Below are 16,203 nucleotides of genomic sequence, written 5' to 3'. Positions count from 1 at the left end.
TGGTGGCGCGCTCGGCTTAGGTGTATCAGCCTTCCCCCGCCATCTCAGCGGCCTCGGAAGGGATGCAAGATGTCACGAGCACCAGCGAGCGGAAGACGACTAAGCGAGCAAGATGCATCTCTCGTCAAAGGTATGATCGAGAGGGGGGATAGAAAGCATGACATTGCGGCTTGGTTTGGTGTCAATCAAGGTCGCATAGCCGAAGTCGAAAAAGGAGAGCTTCATCCCAATGCCGATGAAGCTGACGAGGAAGATCTCCCACCAGCTGGACCGTATTCTTCGGGGCAGTCCTCGTACGCAGCCGCCGAAGCACTTCGATCTTCTAGAAAGGCACTGAGGCAGGCGATTAAAGATATTGATGCCGCATTATCTCAGCTAGACAACGGTTCAAAGCTGGAAGATTAAGTTCCAAAGAGGTCCGCTCGCTCCCTCACAGGAGTGGGCGGCTTTTTCTTTGATGCGGCGCTCGGTGACGCTGGGAGATCATAATCACCTTCGCGCTCTAGTTTCTTGCGGCAGGGGGGCACCCAAACTAAGCGTGGGCTACCCACCGTATGCTTCTCCCAAACAAGCCATGCATAGCCTGTCGCTGTTGTAGCTTTCTTATCTAAGCGACCGCGAACCATTGGCACGCGTTCAGTAAATTGCGCGAACTTCGACACGGGATGCTCAAGGAATATATTATTGTATCGGCCTACGCTTTCAATAAAAACTGTTCGCGCCAAGATAGCAACGCCATATCTAGCTACGTTCAAGGCTCTTAACACAAACTCCTCACCCAGCCTAAACGGTGGATTTGTTATCACCCAATCTACAGATGCGGTTTCGTACGGGTATGTCAAAAAATCCTTGATGTCCCCGTATCCGTAGTAGTTGGCGTCAGCGCTTTGTACTTCGCCGAAATACTCTTTGAGGACTTTAGACATGTGGCCAGCTCCGCATGCCGGCTCCAAGCATGACATGCTTTTCAATGCCTGCTTGTCATCTAAAACATGCTCGATCAGCCCTCGCGTCGCCCAGGGCGGCGTCGGAAAATCATCAGGACTATCGGCGGCCTCGATGCGCTGTGCAGACACCGCATGAGATTGCCATTTCATCGTTTTCATAAGCGGCAAACCCTTTGAGGCGCCCGTTCAATCTTTGTTCTCGTGAACGGGTAGCACGCGAGTTTGCCATCAAGAAGGCGTCATTTCGCCGACCCTCAGCACAAGCTCATTCGGACTCAGAAGGGTTCGCGCTGGCCGTCAAATTTCAAACTGAGACACCACCGAGACCTGACTTGGCGCGCGAACGTCTGCTCGACATGGTAGTGCCAGAGGTCGTCGAAGCGGTGCTCCAGGATGAGGTCGTCGACAAGCGTGACGCCCGTCGCCTCCTCGATCCGGTCGATGCCTTCGTAGACGACCCCCAGAAGGTCCTGGCCAGTCAGCTTGGGCGCGTCTTCCTCGCTCGGCAGGGGTTCGGTCCCCTCGTACGGGCGGTAGGGCTCGTCCAGGGCGTCGCTCGCGAGCGGCGTCCCGTAGCGGAGGTCGGCCCAGTACACGAACTCGAAGTCGAACGAAGTGTCGGTGAGGCCTTCGTTCCTGACCAGTCCTTCGGCGATGGCCGCCTTCCACCAACGCGTCTTCTCATCGACCGGCGGCTTATTGGCCAAGCCGTGGATGCCGATGATGACGCTGGGCCGTTCCATGTCCGTAGAGGCTCTTCCGGTGTCTTGAGGGCGACACCGGCGGGTTGATGCCGCTTGCGTCGCTTGAGTCTGGCGTCAACGACGGCGAAGCAAACCGAACATGGCAAAGCCTGCAAGGCCGGCGAGGCCGAGTGCGAGCCAGCGGTTATCTTGGAAGGCGCTCACCGCCTGGCCTCCCGTCTCATACAGCGCGTGGGTGCCGGGGGAGCGGGCAAGAAGGCCCTCCGCGCGCTCCCGATGCTCGTCGCGGACGTGGATGAGGACCTCGAAACCGTCGCCCTGCCGCTCGATGTCGACGCTGTTGCGGGCGAAGCCGCCGCTGACGAGCCGCTGCTTGGCAGAGCGGGCCGCGTTCAGGGAAGGAAACAGTGCCGAGGTAAGTCCGGTGTCGGGCATTCAGGTTCTCCGTTGCGGGAAGCGAAACGCAGCCGGCTCATGAAGGGTTCAGAGCCGCTTTCAGACGCGTGCGAAGAGTAGGTACGCACACTCGCATCGCCTCCTATCGAAGCAGCCAGATACCGGTGTAGGTCAGCGCTGCCGAGTAGACGGGATGGCCCTCATCATCCGTCACCAGCACCGTAAGGGCTTGGTGCTCGCCATCGGCTGGCACTTCGTGGGCCGCGATCTCGGGCAGGAGCCGCTTGGCGTGCTGCGCCGCCTCGTGGGGACTGGCGTATTCGGTTCCGTCGTTGTCGCGCTCTGTGCGCCCATCATGGATGTCGAAAAAATAGCGAGGCACAGGGCTCTCCACGCGTAGGGCGGGAGCACATCTGTCTCTCAAGCGCGGAAGGCCGGATGGTAAGGCCGCGATGTCCTGACCTTACGCTCCCACCGCATCGACCACAAGGAGAAGACGGAGAAGCGTGTCGTATGCAGCATCAGGCCGCACAGTCAGTTGCAAGCAGCCGGACTGAGCAAAACACCTACAATCCAATAAACAGAGCCTTATCACCTATTGGCAATGTCCGATCCGTTTCCGAAATCTAATGGGGAAAGAAGTTCTCGACCGATGGAGTTCGCGAAACTGAACCAAGGCCCCCTGCCTCCATTATCCTTTGCATGTCCGAGATTAGCCTGCCGTCGGTTGAAGCGTACTTCCGTTCGTCCGCATCGCTTGCCGCATAGCCAATCCGAGCCAAGGGATGCCTGGCTCAAGTGAAAATGTATGTTTCCACACAAAGAAACCGCCCGATTGCTCGCTTCGAACATCCACTTTTCTTCCTCCGTGTTCGGGTGGATGATGTTTTGCTCGTTGAGGTCTTACCTCGCGGTTGGGCTGCCCTATTTCGCACCTTCGGAGCCTCATGACCTTTGTGGGTCGTGACCGACGCAACACCATCCACGACGGACCGCCAATCGGCATGATGCAAAGTTCGCCTTCGCCGAGCCCTCTTGTTCGCAAGATGAAGGGGTTCGTCCGCCTGTCCGACGCCGACCGTGCCGTGTTGGAAGCCCTGGGCGCATCTGCGGAGGCGGTCCCGGCCCATACGGACCTCGTGCGCGAGGACGAGAGACCCAGGGGCATTCTCCTGGTCCTGAAAGGGATGGCCTTCCGCTACAAGATGCGCGCGAACGGCTCCCGCCAGATCATGGCCTACCTCGTGCCCGGGGACATGGGCGACTTCGACGTGGCCCTGCTCGACCGGATGGACCACGGCATCAGCACCTTCTCCGGATGCAAGATCGCCTGGATCAAGCCCGAGGTGCTGGCCGGCATTCGTGAGAACCATCCCGAGGCTACCCGAGCGATGCGCATGAGTACCCTGGTCGACGAGGCGACCTTGCGCGAATGGCTGATGAACGTCGGTTGCCGCGTGGCCATCGAGCGTCTGGCACACCTGTTCTCCGAACTCCTCCTGCGCCTGCAGGTGGTCGGCTTGGCCTCCGAGAACAGCTACACGCTGCCCGTGAGCCAGGGCGAACTCGGCGATACGACGGGCATGAGCAACGTCCACGTCAACCGCTCCCTCATGGAGCTCCGCCGTCGCGGACTCATTCACTTCAGTGGCAAGACCCTGACCATCCTCGACGTGCCGGCGTTGAAGGCGCTGGCCGAGTTCAAGCCCAACTACCTTCATCTCGGCGAACCGAGGGCGGCATGAGCCTTCGGTTGGAGCCTGGTCCGGGTCGGCACCGGCAGTGACGACGAGGACGGCCGGCTCGTCTTCAAGGACGATGCCTTGGTCGCCCTGTTGGTGCGTCTGTCGGACAACCACGACGAAGACGCCGGCAAGTGGCTCCTGGAGGCCGAATTTCGCTGCGATTGCGGGGAGCCGGCGGCCCTCTTCGATGACCTGGACCAAGCGCAGGCGTGGTTCGCGCGGCGGTAGCGGACAGGACTTCGTCGAGAAGGATGCCGCGCCCATCGAAACCTGGTGGCGGAACGAACCTGAGGTCCGGGGATGGGCCAGGACGCGGCGCACTTGTCCTGCTCCCGCGAGGTTCGCATCGCATCGCCGGCCCGATTAGCAGAGACTTACGACAATGCCAGACGACGGGATCACCTTCGAACGTATCCGAGAGCGGGCTTACGACATCTGGGACCGCAACCATCGCCCGGCTGGGTTCGACGTCGAGTTCTGGCTCTTGGCGGAACGCGAGCTCAGAGCCGAGGCGCCAGGGGGCACGTCGGCCCGCCGCGATGGCGGCGGCGGGGACGTTAGCCCGCAGGCGACATAAGAAAGTCCGGGACCGCTCAGCCCCGTACGACGCGCAGGGGATGCCTCACAACCGTTCCGGGAACGACGGACGCCGCGCAACGGGTCTGGTTTCGTCCGCCTGCCTTGGCCTCGTAGAGGGCGGCATCGGCAAGACCGTAAAGGTTCGCGGCATCGGGGGCACCGGTGGACGACCCGATGCTGACGGTGACCGAGCCCGCCCCGATGCCGGCGGACGGCACCGCCAGACCAGAGACCTGGGCGTGCACCTCGCCCGCCACCCAGCGGGCCCCGGTCTCGTCGGTGTTCGGCAGGAGCAGCACGAACTCCTCGCCGCCGACCCGGCAGGCGAGGTCCTCGGGTCTGTGCACGCTCGCGGACAGGCAACGGGCGAGCTCCTTCAGCACCTCGTCGCCGACGGCGTGACCGTAGCGGTCGTTGTAGCGCTTGAAGTGGTCTGCATCGACCACGAGCAGCGACAGCGGTTGACCCGTCCGGGCAGCGTCCGCACCGGCTCGGGCATACGCCTCCTCGAAGCGCCGCCGGTTGGCCAACCCGGTCAGGGTATCGGTCTCGGAGAGCCGCGCGAGTTCCGATTGCATGGCGGTACGACGACGGAGCTCCCGCCCGAACAGCAGCGAGAGGACGACGGTCAAGCCGCACAGGACCAGCACCACGGAGCCGATCACCACGGCCTTCGCGCGCCATCCGGCCTCGATCTCCTCGACCGAAAGCGCCACGTTCAGGATCAGCGGCAAGTCGCCGACGCGGGTGAAGGTGTAGAGCCGCTTCACGCCGTCACGGACGGAGGTCTCGACGAATGTGCCGGTCCCCTCGCGCACGAACCGGTCGAAGGTGCGGGAGCCGGCGATGTTCACGCCGACGTCGGCATCCAGGTAGGGGTGGCGCGTGATGCGCGTGCCGTCCTTGAGGTAGAGGTTGATCGCCCCGTCCTCGCCGAGGCCGATCTGGTCGAAGAGGCTTCCGAAGTAAGACAGCTTAAGGCTGCCCAGCACCAACCCGCCGAACGCGCCGTCCGGCTTGTCGATGCGTCGGCTAAAGTTGATCATGCGCTCGCCGGTCAGGCGCGAGATGATGGGCCGGCCGGCATAGAGACCGAGATGACGGTTGGCCTTGTGGGCCTGGAAGTAGTCACGGTCCGTGTAGTTGCCCTTCCGCGGCGGGACGGCCCCAGCGTCCTCCACCACGTCGCCGTTCTCGTCGAGGACGAACATGACGCCTAGGTCGCGTGCGCTCGCGGCGCGGTCGAACAGGACGAGCTGGCGCATGGCAGCGTCGAGTTGCCCGAGGCCCGGCGCCCGCAGGTTGTCCTGGACGGCTTGCAGCGTGAGGTCGATGAGCTCGACGTTCCGGGCGATGTCGCGTTCGATGACCTGCAGGAGGTTGCGCGAGGTCTGCTCCGCCTTGTCCCAGGCGTCCCGCCGGAGGTCGAGCAGCATCAGGCCCGAGACGACGAGCATGCCAACGGGCGCGAAGACGCCAAGGACGAGCCAGGTGCGGACGGAGAGAAGCCGTCGCGCGAGGCGGTGCGGCAGGGACATCGACGGCCTTTCGCAAGCAAGCTTCTTCGTTGCTCGGTACCTGGCATGTCCATGCCTAACGCCGGTTTGAGCGGACCGATAAAAGGTTTGCCGAACCGACCCGTGGCTAACGATTCCTCTACCGGATCATGGCGTCTTGATCGGCTCGTGCATGCGTGGCCACCGTTGCAGACCATCGTGGGGGGGTGAGGACGCACCCGCCCCAGTCTTCACGAACTTCGAGGCAGGTGCCTTTCGCTCCGGAATCGTCATAGGATAACAGCGGCGTCACCGCGCAAGCGCCCCTCGGTCCGGGGACGTCTGGGAACCGATTGATTGCAAGCCCCCCCTGACTTGGCTGCACCGATAGGTAGCCTTCCGGTTGACGCGAAGGTCGCGTCCGTCGCCGCTTGGCCTGCCGGGAGCGGCCCGTCGATCCGTGCGGTGCTGGCTCTCTCCCTTGGCGGGATCGCCTTGGCTGCGACCCTCACCCTCGCGACCTTCGTCACGCGCTACGCGACAGGGCGCATGGAGGCGGAGGTCGGGACGCAGCTTGCGGAGGTCGCCGGACACATGGCGGCCAACCTCGACCAAGGCATGTTCGAGCGCTGGCGCGACATCCAGATCGCCGCTTCCCTTGATACAATCCGTTAGCACTACGGCACGTTGGCCGACAAGCGGGCTGTTCTGAAGAGCATCCAGGAAACCTACCCGAACTACTCCATCGTCGGCCTGATCGATGCGTCCGGGCGTGTCGTCGCCACCAGCCTCGGGCTGCTGGAAGGGGCGGACGTCTCGCATCGGAGCTATTTCACCGACAGCCGGCACGGCCCCTACGTCGGAGACCTGCACGACGCGGTGCTGCTGGCCAAGCAGCTCCCCCGCCAGTCGCGCGAACCCCTCAGACTGCTCGACGTCGCCGCCCCCGTCCGGGACGGCCAGGGCAACTTCACCGGCGTGGTCGTCGCCCATCTGGATTGGGCCTGGGCGCGCGAGCTCGCGAGCGGCCTGGCGCGTTCACTCAAGGGCCACCGTGCCGGCTCCGAGATCATCATCCTGGGCAAGGACGGGACGGTGCTCCTCGGCCCGGAGCCACTCTGGGGCAAGGCCCTACCGACCGGCGAGGAGGCGTCTGATACGGGCGATGGCCGCATCGGCGTCTGGCCGGATGACGGTAAGGTCTATCTCAGTGCATCCGCGGCGACAGGCGGCTACCGGGAGTACCCGGGGCTCGGGTGGCGGGTCGTCGTCCGGCAGGACGCAGGCCGGGCTCTTGCCTCGGTCGACGAACTCAGGCGGGGCATCCTTGCGGCAGGCGGCCTCGTCTCCCTCATCGCCGGCCTCGTGGCTTGGCTCCTCGCCGGCCGCATCGCGCGTCCCATGCGGAACCTCGCCTCGGCCGCCGAAGCCTTGGGACGCGGCGAGCCGCTGCCGCCCGTCGCGGACCCCATCGTCCGGGAGGGGCGCTGCATCGCGGATGCCCTTGCGGGCGCCTCGGACGGCATCCGTCGGCGGGACACGACGCAGCGCCTCCTCATCGACGAGCTCAACCATCGGGTGAAGAACACGCTGGCGACGGTCCAGTCGATGGCGGTCCAGAGCTTTCGCGGGATCGGCGAGGAGGCGGCCAATCCAAGACGGACGTTCGAGGCTCGCCTTCTTGCCCTTTCCGCCACACACAACATCCTCACCGAAGAAGGCTGGCACGGAGCCGATGTCCGGCAGCTTTGCGCCGAGGCGGTCAGGCCGTTCGACGATGGGCGCGGCCGCATCTCCCATTCCGGACCTGCCGTCTACCTGCGCCCTCAGCAGGCCCTGGCCCTATCCCTGGCGCTGCACGAGTTGGCGACCAACGCCACCAAGCACGGGGCGTTGTCCGCCGACGCCGGACGCGTGGATGTCGCCTGGACGGTCACGACGGAAGATGGTGCCTCAAGGCTTGGGATTTCGTGGATCGAGCGTGATAGGCCCGCCGTTCGTCCGCCCGTTCGAAGAGGTTTCGGGACGCGGTTGCTGCATCGTGGCCTGGACGACGATAGGGGACCGGAGATCGCGTTCGCTCCGGAGGGCCTTCGCTACGCTGCCAGCCTGCACCTCGACGGACCTTCGCCGGCGGCGCCCTGAAGCCATGCCCCATGGCCGGAGGCGACGCAGGCTGATGGGATACTGTCGCTGCCAGTGGACAGGCGAAAGGCCAACGGGGCCTCAAAAGGCTGCCATCCGCTCGAAGGGTCTCCGATGCACGGCATCCATCCCGCGAGCGAGACCTAGTGGACAAAACCTGACGCTTGGTACCGTCTGCTACCGACCCATTGCAGAAGCCTGGAACGTCCGCTCCAAGGCAGTCTGGTAAAGCAACTTCAGCAATTCTCAGCCGAGGGGCGCCATACCGCTCGAAATAGCGCAACAAGCGACGCCATCTTCAACCCGCCGTGCCTCTTGACCTTCCCATTATAGGAAGCTCCATCTGTGGTGGACGTCACCCGACGGGAGAAGCGTCATGGTCAGGCTCAAGGTCACTCGAATGAACTGCGGCGGCTGCGCCAAGTCCGTCACCAAGGCCATCCTCGGCATCGAGCCGGACGCCAGGATCGAGGTGGACCTCGGCGCCAAGCTCGTGACCGTGTTCGATGCCTCTGGTCCGGCCGACCGGATCGCCGGGGCCATCGGTGCGGCAGGGTTCCCGGCCGTGCCGGCCTGACGGTGTTCCCGGCCGTGCCGGCCTGACGGTCGCGTGCAACCAACCTAGCCCTGCGTCGTTCGAAGAAGTCGGGACAGGCTTTCGCCCGACCGCGGAATTTGGCATCCTGTATCTGTGAAACTTTGGCTTGCCCTTAGGCGACTGTTGCCGCTCCTGGCGGTCCTCAGCCTCGCCCTGACGCCGGTGACTGCCCCTGCGGCCACCGCGGGCATGCACATGTCCATGGCGGCGCAGGTCTCCTCGACTGGGCACGACGCCCATGTCCATGGCATGGCGATGGATCACGCCGTGATGGACATGGCCGACATGACCATGGACGACATGCCCTGTTGCCCAAAGGTGAACGCTGAGAAGCCTGACTGCACCAAGGGCTGCCCACTGATGGCCCTGTGCCTGGCAAGCGTGGCCTCGCTCCTTCCCACTGCACTTCCGCTCCCGGTTCCTGCTGGGATGCGGGCGAGCCTGACCTGGCCCGCCTCGGCGTCCTTAGCCAGCGTGCACGGGACGCCGCTACCCGAGCCCCCCCGAGCCTGAACCCGATGCCGCCGGCGTGAGCGCCGGCACGACGCCGCATGTCCACGCGCGGCCCGCCATCGCGTTTAGGAGACAACACCCGTGACCCAGAAGCCTTTTTCGCGCGCCGTCTCGGCGGCGCTGCTCGGTGCCGCCCTGTCGGCGACCGCGCTGCCGGCTCTTGCCGACATCAAGGACTACCACTTCGAGCTCGTGCAGCAGGAGGCCAAGGTCGGCGAGGCCGTCCTCTCGGTGCGCCTTCTCGACAAGCGGAGCGGCAAGCCCGTGCCCGACGCCGTGATCTTCGCCAAGCGCATCGACATGGCTCCGGACAGCATGGACGAGATGACCTCGAAGATCGAGCAGCTCCCCACGACCGAGCCGGGCATCTACCGTTTCAAGGCGAAGTTGACGATGGCCGGCGGCTGGCGCCTGTCGCTCGGGGCCAAGGTCCAAGGCGAGAACGGCACCGTCGAGGACAAGCTCGTCTTCAAGGCCGTCAAGTGAGCCGGGCGGCCTGGTTCGTCGGGACCCTCGCCGCGCTCGTGGCGGGGGGCGCCGGCTACGTCGCGGGGCACGGGACTGATCCCGTACCGGCGCTCGTCGAGCGCGCCCGGACGGAGTTCTCCCGGTGGGCTGCGGCCGCCTCGCCGTCCACCCAGGCCCCGGCGCCTGCCAAGGCGACCGGGCCGGTGGTCTACTACCGGGACCCAGACGGGAAGCCCGTCTATTCGCTCTCGCCGATGGCCACCGATGACGGCCGCGAGTTCCGCGCCGTTCGCGCGAGCGAGGACACGCGCTTCGACACGCCGCACGAGGACGAGGGCGGCCCTGCCGACATGGGCGGGCACAGGATGGCCTCGCAGGACATGGCCAAGGCCACGGACGCGAAGCCCGCCACGGCCGCCCGGCGCATCCGCTACTACCGCAACCCGATGGGACTGCCGGACACCTCGGCGACCCCGAAGAAGGATTCGATGGGGATGGACTACATCCCCGTCTACGAGGGCGAGGACAGCGACAGCAATGTCGTGACCGTCTCGCCCGGCAAGGTCCAGCGCACCGGCGTGCGGACCGAGGTCGTCGAGCGCCGGGTGGTTGCGCAGCCCGTCCGGGTGCCCGGCACGGTCGCCCTCGACGAGCGGCGTGTGACGGTCATCGCGACCCGCTCGGACGCCTACGTCGACCACGTCGAGAACGTCACCACCGGCGACCGGGTCCGCAAGGGCCAGGCGCTGGTCCACGTCTACTCGCCCGAGATCAACGCGGCGGCGGCCCAGCTCATCGCCAACCCCGGCTTCGACGGGGCCCGGCGGCGCCTGCAGAACCTGAACGTCTCCGAGGCCGTCATCGACGAGATGGAGCGCACCCGGAAGGTGCCGATGGCCATCACCTGGTCGTCGGCCCGGGACGGCATCGTCCTACAACGGACCGCCATCGAGGGCATGAAGGCAGCGGCCGGGGACACCCTGTTCCGGATCGGCGACATCGCGACCATGTGGGTGCTGGCAGACGTGCCGGAGCGCGACCTCGCCAACATCCGAGTCGGACAGGCTGCCAGCGTGCGCCTGCGCTCGGCCCCGGGCCGCACCTTTTCCGGCAAGGTCGGGGTGATCTACCCTCAAGTGAACCCGGAGACCCGGGTCACACGGGTGCGCATCGAGCTTCCGAACCCGGACGGCACGCTCTTGCCCGACATGTACGCCGACGTCGAGATCGCGACGGGGGATGCCAAGCCGGTCGTGGCCGTGCCGGACGACGCGGTCATCGACACCGGCGAGCGCCAGATCGTGTTGATCGACCGGGGCCAGGGTCGCTTCGAGCCCAAGGCCGTGAAAGTCGGCGTGCGCGGCGGCGGCTACACCGAGATCCGCGACGGCGTTGAGGCCGGCGACACCGTGGTGACGGCGGCGAACTTTCTCATCGACGCAGAGAGCAACCTGAAGGCGGCGCTGCAGGGCATGGCGCCCCCCAAGGACGACCGGCAAGCCGCCGACGTGGGAGCAACGCCATGATCGCGCGCCTCATCGGCTGGTCGGCCCGCAACCTCGTCCTGGTGCTGGTCGGCACCGTGTTCGCCGTCGCGGCAGGCGTCCTGGCTCTGCGGACCCTGCCGCTCGATGCCATCCCCGACCTCTCGGACGTGCAGGCCATCGTCTACACGGAGTACCCGGGCCAGGCCCCTCAGGTGGTTGAGGATCAGGTCACCTATCCTCTGACCACCGCCATGCTGACGGTGCCGAAGGCGAAGGTCGTGCGCGGCTTCTCGTTTTTCGGCGTGTCGTTCGTCTACGTCATCTTCGAGGACGGCACGGACCCGTACTGGGGACGCTCGCGGGTGCTGGAGTACCTCAACGCCGCCGCCAGCAAGCTCCCGGCCGGCGTGACGCCGACGCTCGGGCCCGACGCGACGGGCGCGGGCTGGGTCTACCAGTACGTCGTCGTCGCCAAGGAGCGGACCCTGGCCGAGCTCCGCTCCCTGCAAGATTGGGTCGTCCGCTTCGGAGCCTCGCGCGCCGAGGGGGTGGCCGAGGTCGCGGGCGTCGGCGGCTTCGTGAAGCAGTACAACGTCGTGGTCGACCCGAACCGGCTTCGTGCCCAGGGCATTTCGCTGGGCAAGCTCCGGGACGCAATCCGGTCGAGCAACGCCGATGTCGGCGGCCGCACGGTGGAGCTCTCCGAGTTCGAGTTCATGGTGCGCGGTCGCGGCTACATCCGCAGCGTCGCCGACATCGAGAACATCGTCCTCAAGACCGCGGCCGGTGCACCCTTACGGGTCCGGGACGTGGCCCGGGTCGAGCTCGGTCCCGACGAGCGCCGCGGTCTCACCGAGATGAACGGCGAGGGCGAGGTCGCCGGCGGCATCGTCCTGCAGCGCTTCGGCGCGAACGCGCTGAATGTCATTGAGGGGGTGAAGGCGAAGCTCGCGGAGGTGGCCAAAAGCCTGCCCGCGGGAACTGAGATCCTGCCGGTCTACGACCGCTCGCAGCTGATCGATTCCGCCATCGAGACCCTGCGCCACACGCTCGTCGAGGAGAGCATCGTCGTCTCCATCGTCTGCATTGTGTTCCTGCTGCATGTCCGGAGCGCGCTCGTCGCCATCCTGATGCTGCCCGTCGGCATCCTGATGGCGTTCGTCGGCATGCGGGCGCTAAGTCTGGGCGCCAACATCATGAGCCTCGGCGGCATCGCCATCGCGGTCGGCGCCATGATCGACGCCGCCATCGTCATGATTGAGAACGCCCACAAGCACCTGGAGCGGGCGCCGCCGGGCAAGCCCCGGGTCGAGATCTTGGTCGAGGCGGCCTCCGAGGTCGGCCCGTCGCTGTTCTTCTCGCTCCTCATCATCACGGTCTCGTTCCTGCCGATCTTCACCCTGGAGAGCCAGGAGGGCCGGCTGTTCGGGCCGCTCGCCTTCACCAAGACCTTCGCCATGGCGGCGGCCGCGATCTTGTCGGTGACCTTGGTCCCGGCGCTGATGGTGCTGTTCGTGCGGGGCCGGATTATCCCAGAGCACCGGAACCCGCTGAACCGGCTCCTGATCTGGCTCTACCGGCCGCTCATCGCGGGCGTCCTGCGGGCGCGGGTCCTGACCGTCCTGCTGGCCGTGGGGGTGCTGGGGGCAACCATTTGGCCGGCCAGGCAGCTCGGATCCGAGTTCATGCCCGACCTCAACGAGGGCACCTTGATGTACATGCCGACGACCCTGCCGGGCCTGTCGGTGACCAAGGCCGGCGAGTTACTGGCGACCCAGGACCGCATCATCAAGTCCTTCCCGGAGGTCGCCTCGGTCTACGGCAAGGCCGGTCGCGCCAACACCGCGACCGACCCGGCGCCGATGGAGATGTTCGAGACCATCATCGCGCTGAAGCCGCCGTCCGAGTGGCGCCCGGGCGTCACGCTGGCGAGCCTCAAGGCCGAGATGGACAAGGCCTTGCAGTTCCCGGGCGTCTCGAATGCCTGGACGCAGCCGATCCGCGCCCGCATCGACATGCTCTCCACCGGCATCCGCACGCCCGTCGGCATCAAGGTGCTGGGCACGGACCTGAAGGAGATGGAGGGGGTCGCCCGCCAGGTCGAGGCAGTGGTGCGCAACGTCCCGGGCACGTCGAGCGCCTACGCCGAGCGGGTCATCGGCGGCTACTTCCTCGACATCACGCCGGACCGGGAGGCGCTCGGACGCTACGGGCTGATGGTCGGCGACGTGCAGGACGTCATCGCCACGGCGCTCGGCGGCCAGAGCGTGACGAACACCGTCGAGGGACGCGAACGCTACACCGTCAACGTCCGCTACCCCCGGGCCTTCCGGTCCGATCCGCGGGCCATCGCCGACGAGGTGCAGGTGCCCCTCCCGGCCGGGGGCACGGTGCCGTTGCGCGAGGTCGCCAAGGTCGCGCTCACCCGCGGACCGACCTCGATCCGCACCGAGAACGGACAGCTCGCGGTCTACATCTTCATCGACATCAGCGGGCGCGATCTCGGCGGCTACGTGGCCGAGGCGCGCAAGGCCGTGGTGGACGAGGTCAAGCTTCCCCAAGGCACGACCCTGCAGTGGAGCGGGCAGTACGAGTACCTTGAGCGGGCCGAGGCGCGCATGAAGGTCGTGGTGCCGCTGACACTGCTCGTCGTCTTCCTGCTGCTGTTCATCAACTTCCGGCGCCTGACCGAGACGCTCATCGTCATGCTGTCGCTGCCGTTCGCCCTGGTCGGCGGCATCTGGCTGATGTGGTGGATGGGCTTCAACATGTCGGTGGCGGTGGCGGTCGGCTTCATCGCGCTCGCCGGCGTCGCGGCCGAGACCGGCGTGATCATGCTGGTCTACCTCGACCATGCCCTCGACGAGGTTCGGGCCGCCTGTGACCGCGAGGGGCGGCCCCTGAACCGCGAGGACCTGCGGCGGGCGATCATGGTCGGCGCGGTCGAGCGGGTGCGCCCGAAGATGATGACGGTCACCGCCATTATGGCGGGCCTCATCCCAATCCTGTGGAGCACGGGTGCCGGCTCCGAGGTCATGCAGCGCATCGCCGTGCCAATGATCGGCGGGATGGTGTCCTCGACCGTGCTGACGCTCGTGGTGATCCCCGCCGTCTACGGACTCGTGAAAGGATGGGGCCTATCGGCGGCCGCCGAGACGCCGGCAAGTGTCGCCCCGGCCGAACGCCCCGCTTACCGCGAGGCGGCGGAGTAGGCGCTTGCGGACGGATTGAAAATCCCGGCCAAGAAGGAAGGAATTTATTAGAACGAACTATAGCCGCCTAAGTTGACAGAATGAGCAAGGCAATACTGGAGGCATATTGTCATCCGGTACTGACGCTTGTCTCTTTTTGTCTAACATCAAGGAGCTTCACATGAGCAATATGTCGAGCGAGATGCAGTCCTGCATCGACGAATGTCTTCGCTGCTATCAAACCTGCCTCGGGATGGCCTCGAACCACTGCCTGCCGGCGGGCGGCAAGCACGTCGAGCCTGAGCACTTCCGCCTGATGCTGGGCTGCGCGGAGATCTGTCGGACCTCCGCCCACTTCATGCTGCTCGGTACTCCCGAGCACAGGCACACCTGCCGGGCCTGTGCCGAGGTCTGCGAGGCCTGCGCGAAGAGCTGCGAGCGGGTGGGCGACATGCAGGACTGCGTCGAGCAGTGCCGCCGCTGTGCCGAGAGCTGCCGGAAGATGGCGGCCTGACCCCGGGCGACGGCCTCCGGGGCCGTACCTCCCGCATCGCCTCAACGCTTGGAAGACGCCTTCCGGCGCGGTGCGGGGGGCGGCGTCGCCCCTCTGGATGCGCCCGGATGGCAGGCCGGGACGTTCGCCCCGGTCTCCAGGCTGGCGATGATCGGGCAGTCCGGCCGGCCGTCGCCGTCGCAGGCATCGGCTAAGGACCGCAGGGCGTCGGCCATCTCTTTCAGTTGGCGGGCCCGCTGTTCGAGCTCCGTGACGTGGGCGCTCGCGATGGCCTTCACCTCGGCGTTGCTACGGGCCGGGTCGCTCCAGAGGCCGAGCAGCACCCGGATGCGGTCCAGCGAGAAGCCCAGGTCCCGGGCGTGCCGGATGAACCCGAGCCGGTGCAGGTCGCCGGGACCGTAATCGCGATAGCCGCTGTCGCGCCGGTCGGCCGGGGGCACGAGCCCGATGCCTTCGTAGTGCCGGATCATCTTGGCCGACACCCCGGAGGCCCGGCTCGCATCGCCGATGTTCATCGTGAAAATCCCTCCGTTGACCTTACCATGATGGGAAGGTGCAGGAAGGTCCGCAAGCCCAATCGGCCTCTGCCCGTCCGTCGTTTCCACGGTGACGAACGGACGGCATCCCGGTCCGACAACCCACGGAGTCTCCGATGCAAGCCACCGCGTCCCGCAAGGCCGTCCTGTACCGCATGATGATGCCGCAGCACACGTGTCCGTACGGCCTCAAGGCAAAGGACCTCCTCGAACGCCAGGGCTTCCAGGTAGAGGACCATTGGCTGACCACCTGCGAGGAGACGGACCGCTTCAAGGCCGAGCACGGGGTCAAGTCGACGCCCCAGACTTTCATCAACGGCAAGCGCGTCGGGGGTTTCGACGACCTCAGGCGGCATTTCGGCCAGGCCGCCAACGACCCCAACGCGACGACCTACACGCCGGTCGTGGCGGTGTTCTCGATGACGGCGCTGATGGCGCTCGCGGCGAGCTACGCCGTGTACGGCACGCCCCTGACCGTCCGGGCGGCCGAATGGTTCATCGCCTTCAGCATGTGCGTGCTGGCCCTCCTCAAGCTGCAGGACGTCGAGATCTTCTCGTCGATGTTCCTCGGCTACGACCTGCTGGCCAAGCGCTGGGTGCGCTACGCCTACGCCTACCCGTTCCTGGAGGGCATCGCCGGCGTACTGATGGTGGCGGGCGCCCTGAACTGGCTGTCGATCCCCGTGGCCCTGTTCATCGGCACCATCGGCGCGGTCTCGGTGTTCAAGGCGGTCTACGTCGACAAGCGCGAGATCAAATGCGCCTGCGTCGGCGGGTCGAGCAAGGTGCCGCTGGGCTTCGTCTCGCTGACCGAGAACGTGATGATGGTCGCCATGGCCGTCTGGATGCTGATGGCACACCACTGACTAGATGAACGGCGACAT

19 protein-coding genes are annotated in these 16,203 nt (G+C 65.8%); 13 read left to right on the top strand and 6 right to left on the bottom strand.

Translation table 11 applies throughout. The features are described 5' to 3' along the window. The first annotated feature begins 69 nt into the window (after positions 1-69). Complete coding sequence (locus tag OF380_RS20590; RefSeq protein ID WP_147018752.1) at positions 70-405, top strand: hypothetical protein; 336 nt, start codon at positions 70-72, stop codon at positions 403-405. Here the strand turns inward: OF380_RS20590 and OF380_RS20585 are convergent. The 4 genes from OF380_RS20585 to OF380_RS20570 all read right to left on the bottom strand — a co-directional run bounded on the left by OF380_RS20585 (position 402) and on the right by OF380_RS20570 (position 2,429). Next, on the bottom strand, positions 402-1,106 hold the full coding sequence (locus OF380_RS20585) for an N-6 DNA methylase family protein (RefSeq protein WP_307724900.1): 705 nt from the start codon (positions 1,104-1,106) through the stop codon (positions 402-404). The two genes, OF380_RS20590 and OF380_RS20585, sit on opposite strands and share 4 nt — an antisense overlap. Before the next feature lie 116 nt (positions 1,107-1,222). Then, positions 1,223-1,690: a hypothetical protein gene (locus tag OF380_RS20580; protein ID WP_186812993.1), complete on the bottom strand. Its 468-nt coding sequence runs from the start codon at positions 1,688-1,690 to the stop codon at positions 1,223-1,225. Between the two features lie 75 nt (positions 1,691-1,765). Next, positions 1,766-2,086 (bottom strand): hypothetical protein, encoded by a 321-nt coding sequence (locus OF380_RS20575; RefSeq protein WP_147018753.1) that lies wholly within the window; start codon positions 2,084-2,086, stop codon positions 1,766-1,768. 103 nt (positions 2,087-2,189) lie between these two features. Continuing rightward, on the bottom strand, positions 2,190-2,429 hold the full coding sequence (locus tag OF380_RS20570) for a DUF6894 family protein (RefSeq protein ID WP_147018754.1): 240 nt from the start codon (positions 2,427-2,429) through the stop codon (positions 2,190-2,192). Positions 2,430-3,093: 664 nt separating this feature from the next. Here OF380_RS20570 and OF380_RS20565 point away from each other — a divergent pair. The 3 genes from OF380_RS20565 to OF380_RS20555 all read left to right on the top strand — a co-directional run bounded on the left by OF380_RS20565 (position 3,094) and on the right by OF380_RS20555 (position 4,369). Continuing rightward, a complete protein-coding gene (locus OF380_RS20565; RefSeq protein WP_246687724.1) occupies positions 3,094-3,792 on the top strand; it encodes a Crp/Fnr family transcriptional regulator in 699 nt (232 codons plus the stop codon). A 78-nt stretch (positions 3,793-3,870) separates the two neighbouring features. Next, complete coding sequence (locus tag OF380_RS20560) at positions 3,871-4,020, top strand: hypothetical protein (protein ID WP_246687725.1); 150 nt, start codon at positions 3,871-3,873, stop codon at positions 4,018-4,020. Between the two features lie 154 nt (positions 4,021-4,174). Further along, on the top strand, positions 4,175-4,369 hold the full coding sequence (locus OF380_RS20555) for a DUF2934 domain-containing protein (RefSeq protein ID WP_147018755.1): 195 nt from the start codon (positions 4,175-4,177) through the stop codon (positions 4,367-4,369). A gap of 16 nt (positions 4,370-4,385) precedes the next feature. Here OF380_RS20555 and OF380_RS20550 read toward each other — a convergent pair whose 3' ends face one another. Then, on the bottom strand, positions 4,386-5,909 hold the full coding sequence (locus tag OF380_RS20550; protein ID WP_147018756.1) for a sensor domain-containing diguanylate cyclase: 1,524 nt from the start codon (positions 5,907-5,909) through the stop codon (positions 4,386-4,388). 423 nt (positions 5,910-6,332) lie between these two features. On the opposite strand from OF380_RS20550, the gene OF380_RS20545 reads away from it, so the two are divergent. The 8 genes from OF380_RS20545 (at position 6,333) to OF380_RS20510 (ending at position 14,783) form a co-directional block, all read left to right on the top strand. Further along, the gene (locus OF380_RS20545; protein ID WP_147018757.1) at positions 6,333-6,542 is read left to right on the top strand and encodes a hypothetical protein; all 210 of its coding nucleotides are present in this window, start codon (positions 6,333-6,335) and stop codon (positions 6,540-6,542) included. A 12-nt stretch (positions 6,543-6,554) separates the two neighbouring features. Beyond that, positions 6,555-8,012: a sensor histidine kinase gene (locus OF380_RS20540; RefSeq protein WP_264047134.1), complete on the top strand. Its 1,458-nt coding sequence runs from the start codon at positions 6,555-6,557 to the stop codon at positions 8,010-8,012. Positions 8,013-8,388: 376 nt separating this feature from the next. Next, a complete protein-coding gene (locus OF380_RS20535; RefSeq protein WP_147018759.1) occupies positions 8,389-8,589 on the top strand; it encodes a heavy-metal-associated domain-containing protein in 201 nt (66 codons plus the stop codon). A 114-nt stretch (positions 8,590-8,703) separates the two neighbouring features. Next, positions 8,704-9,123, top strand: coding sequence for a hypothetical protein (locus OF380_RS20530; protein ID WP_147018760.1), 420 nt, complete (start codon positions 8,704-8,706; stop codon positions 9,121-9,123). Positions 9,124-9,204: 81 nt separating this feature from the next. Beyond that, complete coding sequence (locus OF380_RS20525; RefSeq protein ID WP_147018761.1) at positions 9,205-9,609, top strand: FixH family protein; 405 nt, start codon at positions 9,205-9,207, stop codon at positions 9,607-9,609. Then, positions 9,606-11,117: an efflux RND transporter periplasmic adaptor subunit gene (locus OF380_RS20520; protein ID WP_264047130.1), complete on the top strand. Its 1,512-nt coding sequence runs from the start codon at positions 9,606-9,608 to the stop codon at positions 11,115-11,117. The genes OF380_RS20525 and OF380_RS20520 overlap by 4 nt, the downstream gene beginning before the upstream one ends. Beyond that, a complete protein-coding gene (locus tag OF380_RS20515) occupies positions 11,114-14,290 on the top strand; it encodes an efflux RND transporter permease subunit (protein WP_264047128.1) in 3,177 nt (1,058 codons plus the stop codon). The genes OF380_RS20520 and OF380_RS20515 overlap by 4 nt, the downstream gene beginning before the upstream one ends. Before the next feature lie 160 nt (positions 14,291-14,450). Next, complete coding sequence (locus OF380_RS20510) at positions 14,451-14,783, top strand: four-helix bundle copper-binding protein (RefSeq protein ID WP_147018764.1); 333 nt, start codon at positions 14,451-14,453, stop codon at positions 14,781-14,783. Between the two features lie 41 nt (positions 14,784-14,824). On the opposite strand, the gene cueR is transcribed toward OF380_RS20510, so the two are convergent. Beyond that, positions 14,825-15,298, bottom strand: a complete 474-nt coding sequence (gene cueR / locus OF380_RS20505; protein WP_147018765.1) for a Cu(I)-responsive transcriptional regulator — start codon at positions 15,296-15,298, stop codon at positions 14,825-14,827. Between the two features lie 137 nt (positions 15,299-15,435). Here cueR and OF380_RS20500 point away from each other — a divergent pair, with 137 nt between their 5' ends. Beyond that, complete coding sequence (locus OF380_RS20500; protein ID WP_147018766.1) at positions 15,436-16,185, top strand: MauE/DoxX family redox-associated membrane protein; 750 nt, start codon at positions 15,436-15,438, stop codon at positions 16,183-16,185. Positions 16,186-16,203 lie beyond the last annotated feature (18 nt).

The organism is Methylobacterium sp. FF17, from assembly GCF_025813715.1.
Lineage (GTDB): Bacteria > Pseudomonadota > Alphaproteobacteria > Rhizobiales > Beijerinckiaceae > Methylobacterium > Methylobacterium flocculans.
The sequence above is the reverse complement of the archived record's forward strand: the minus strand, read 5'-3'. Positions and strand labels throughout refer to the sequence as shown.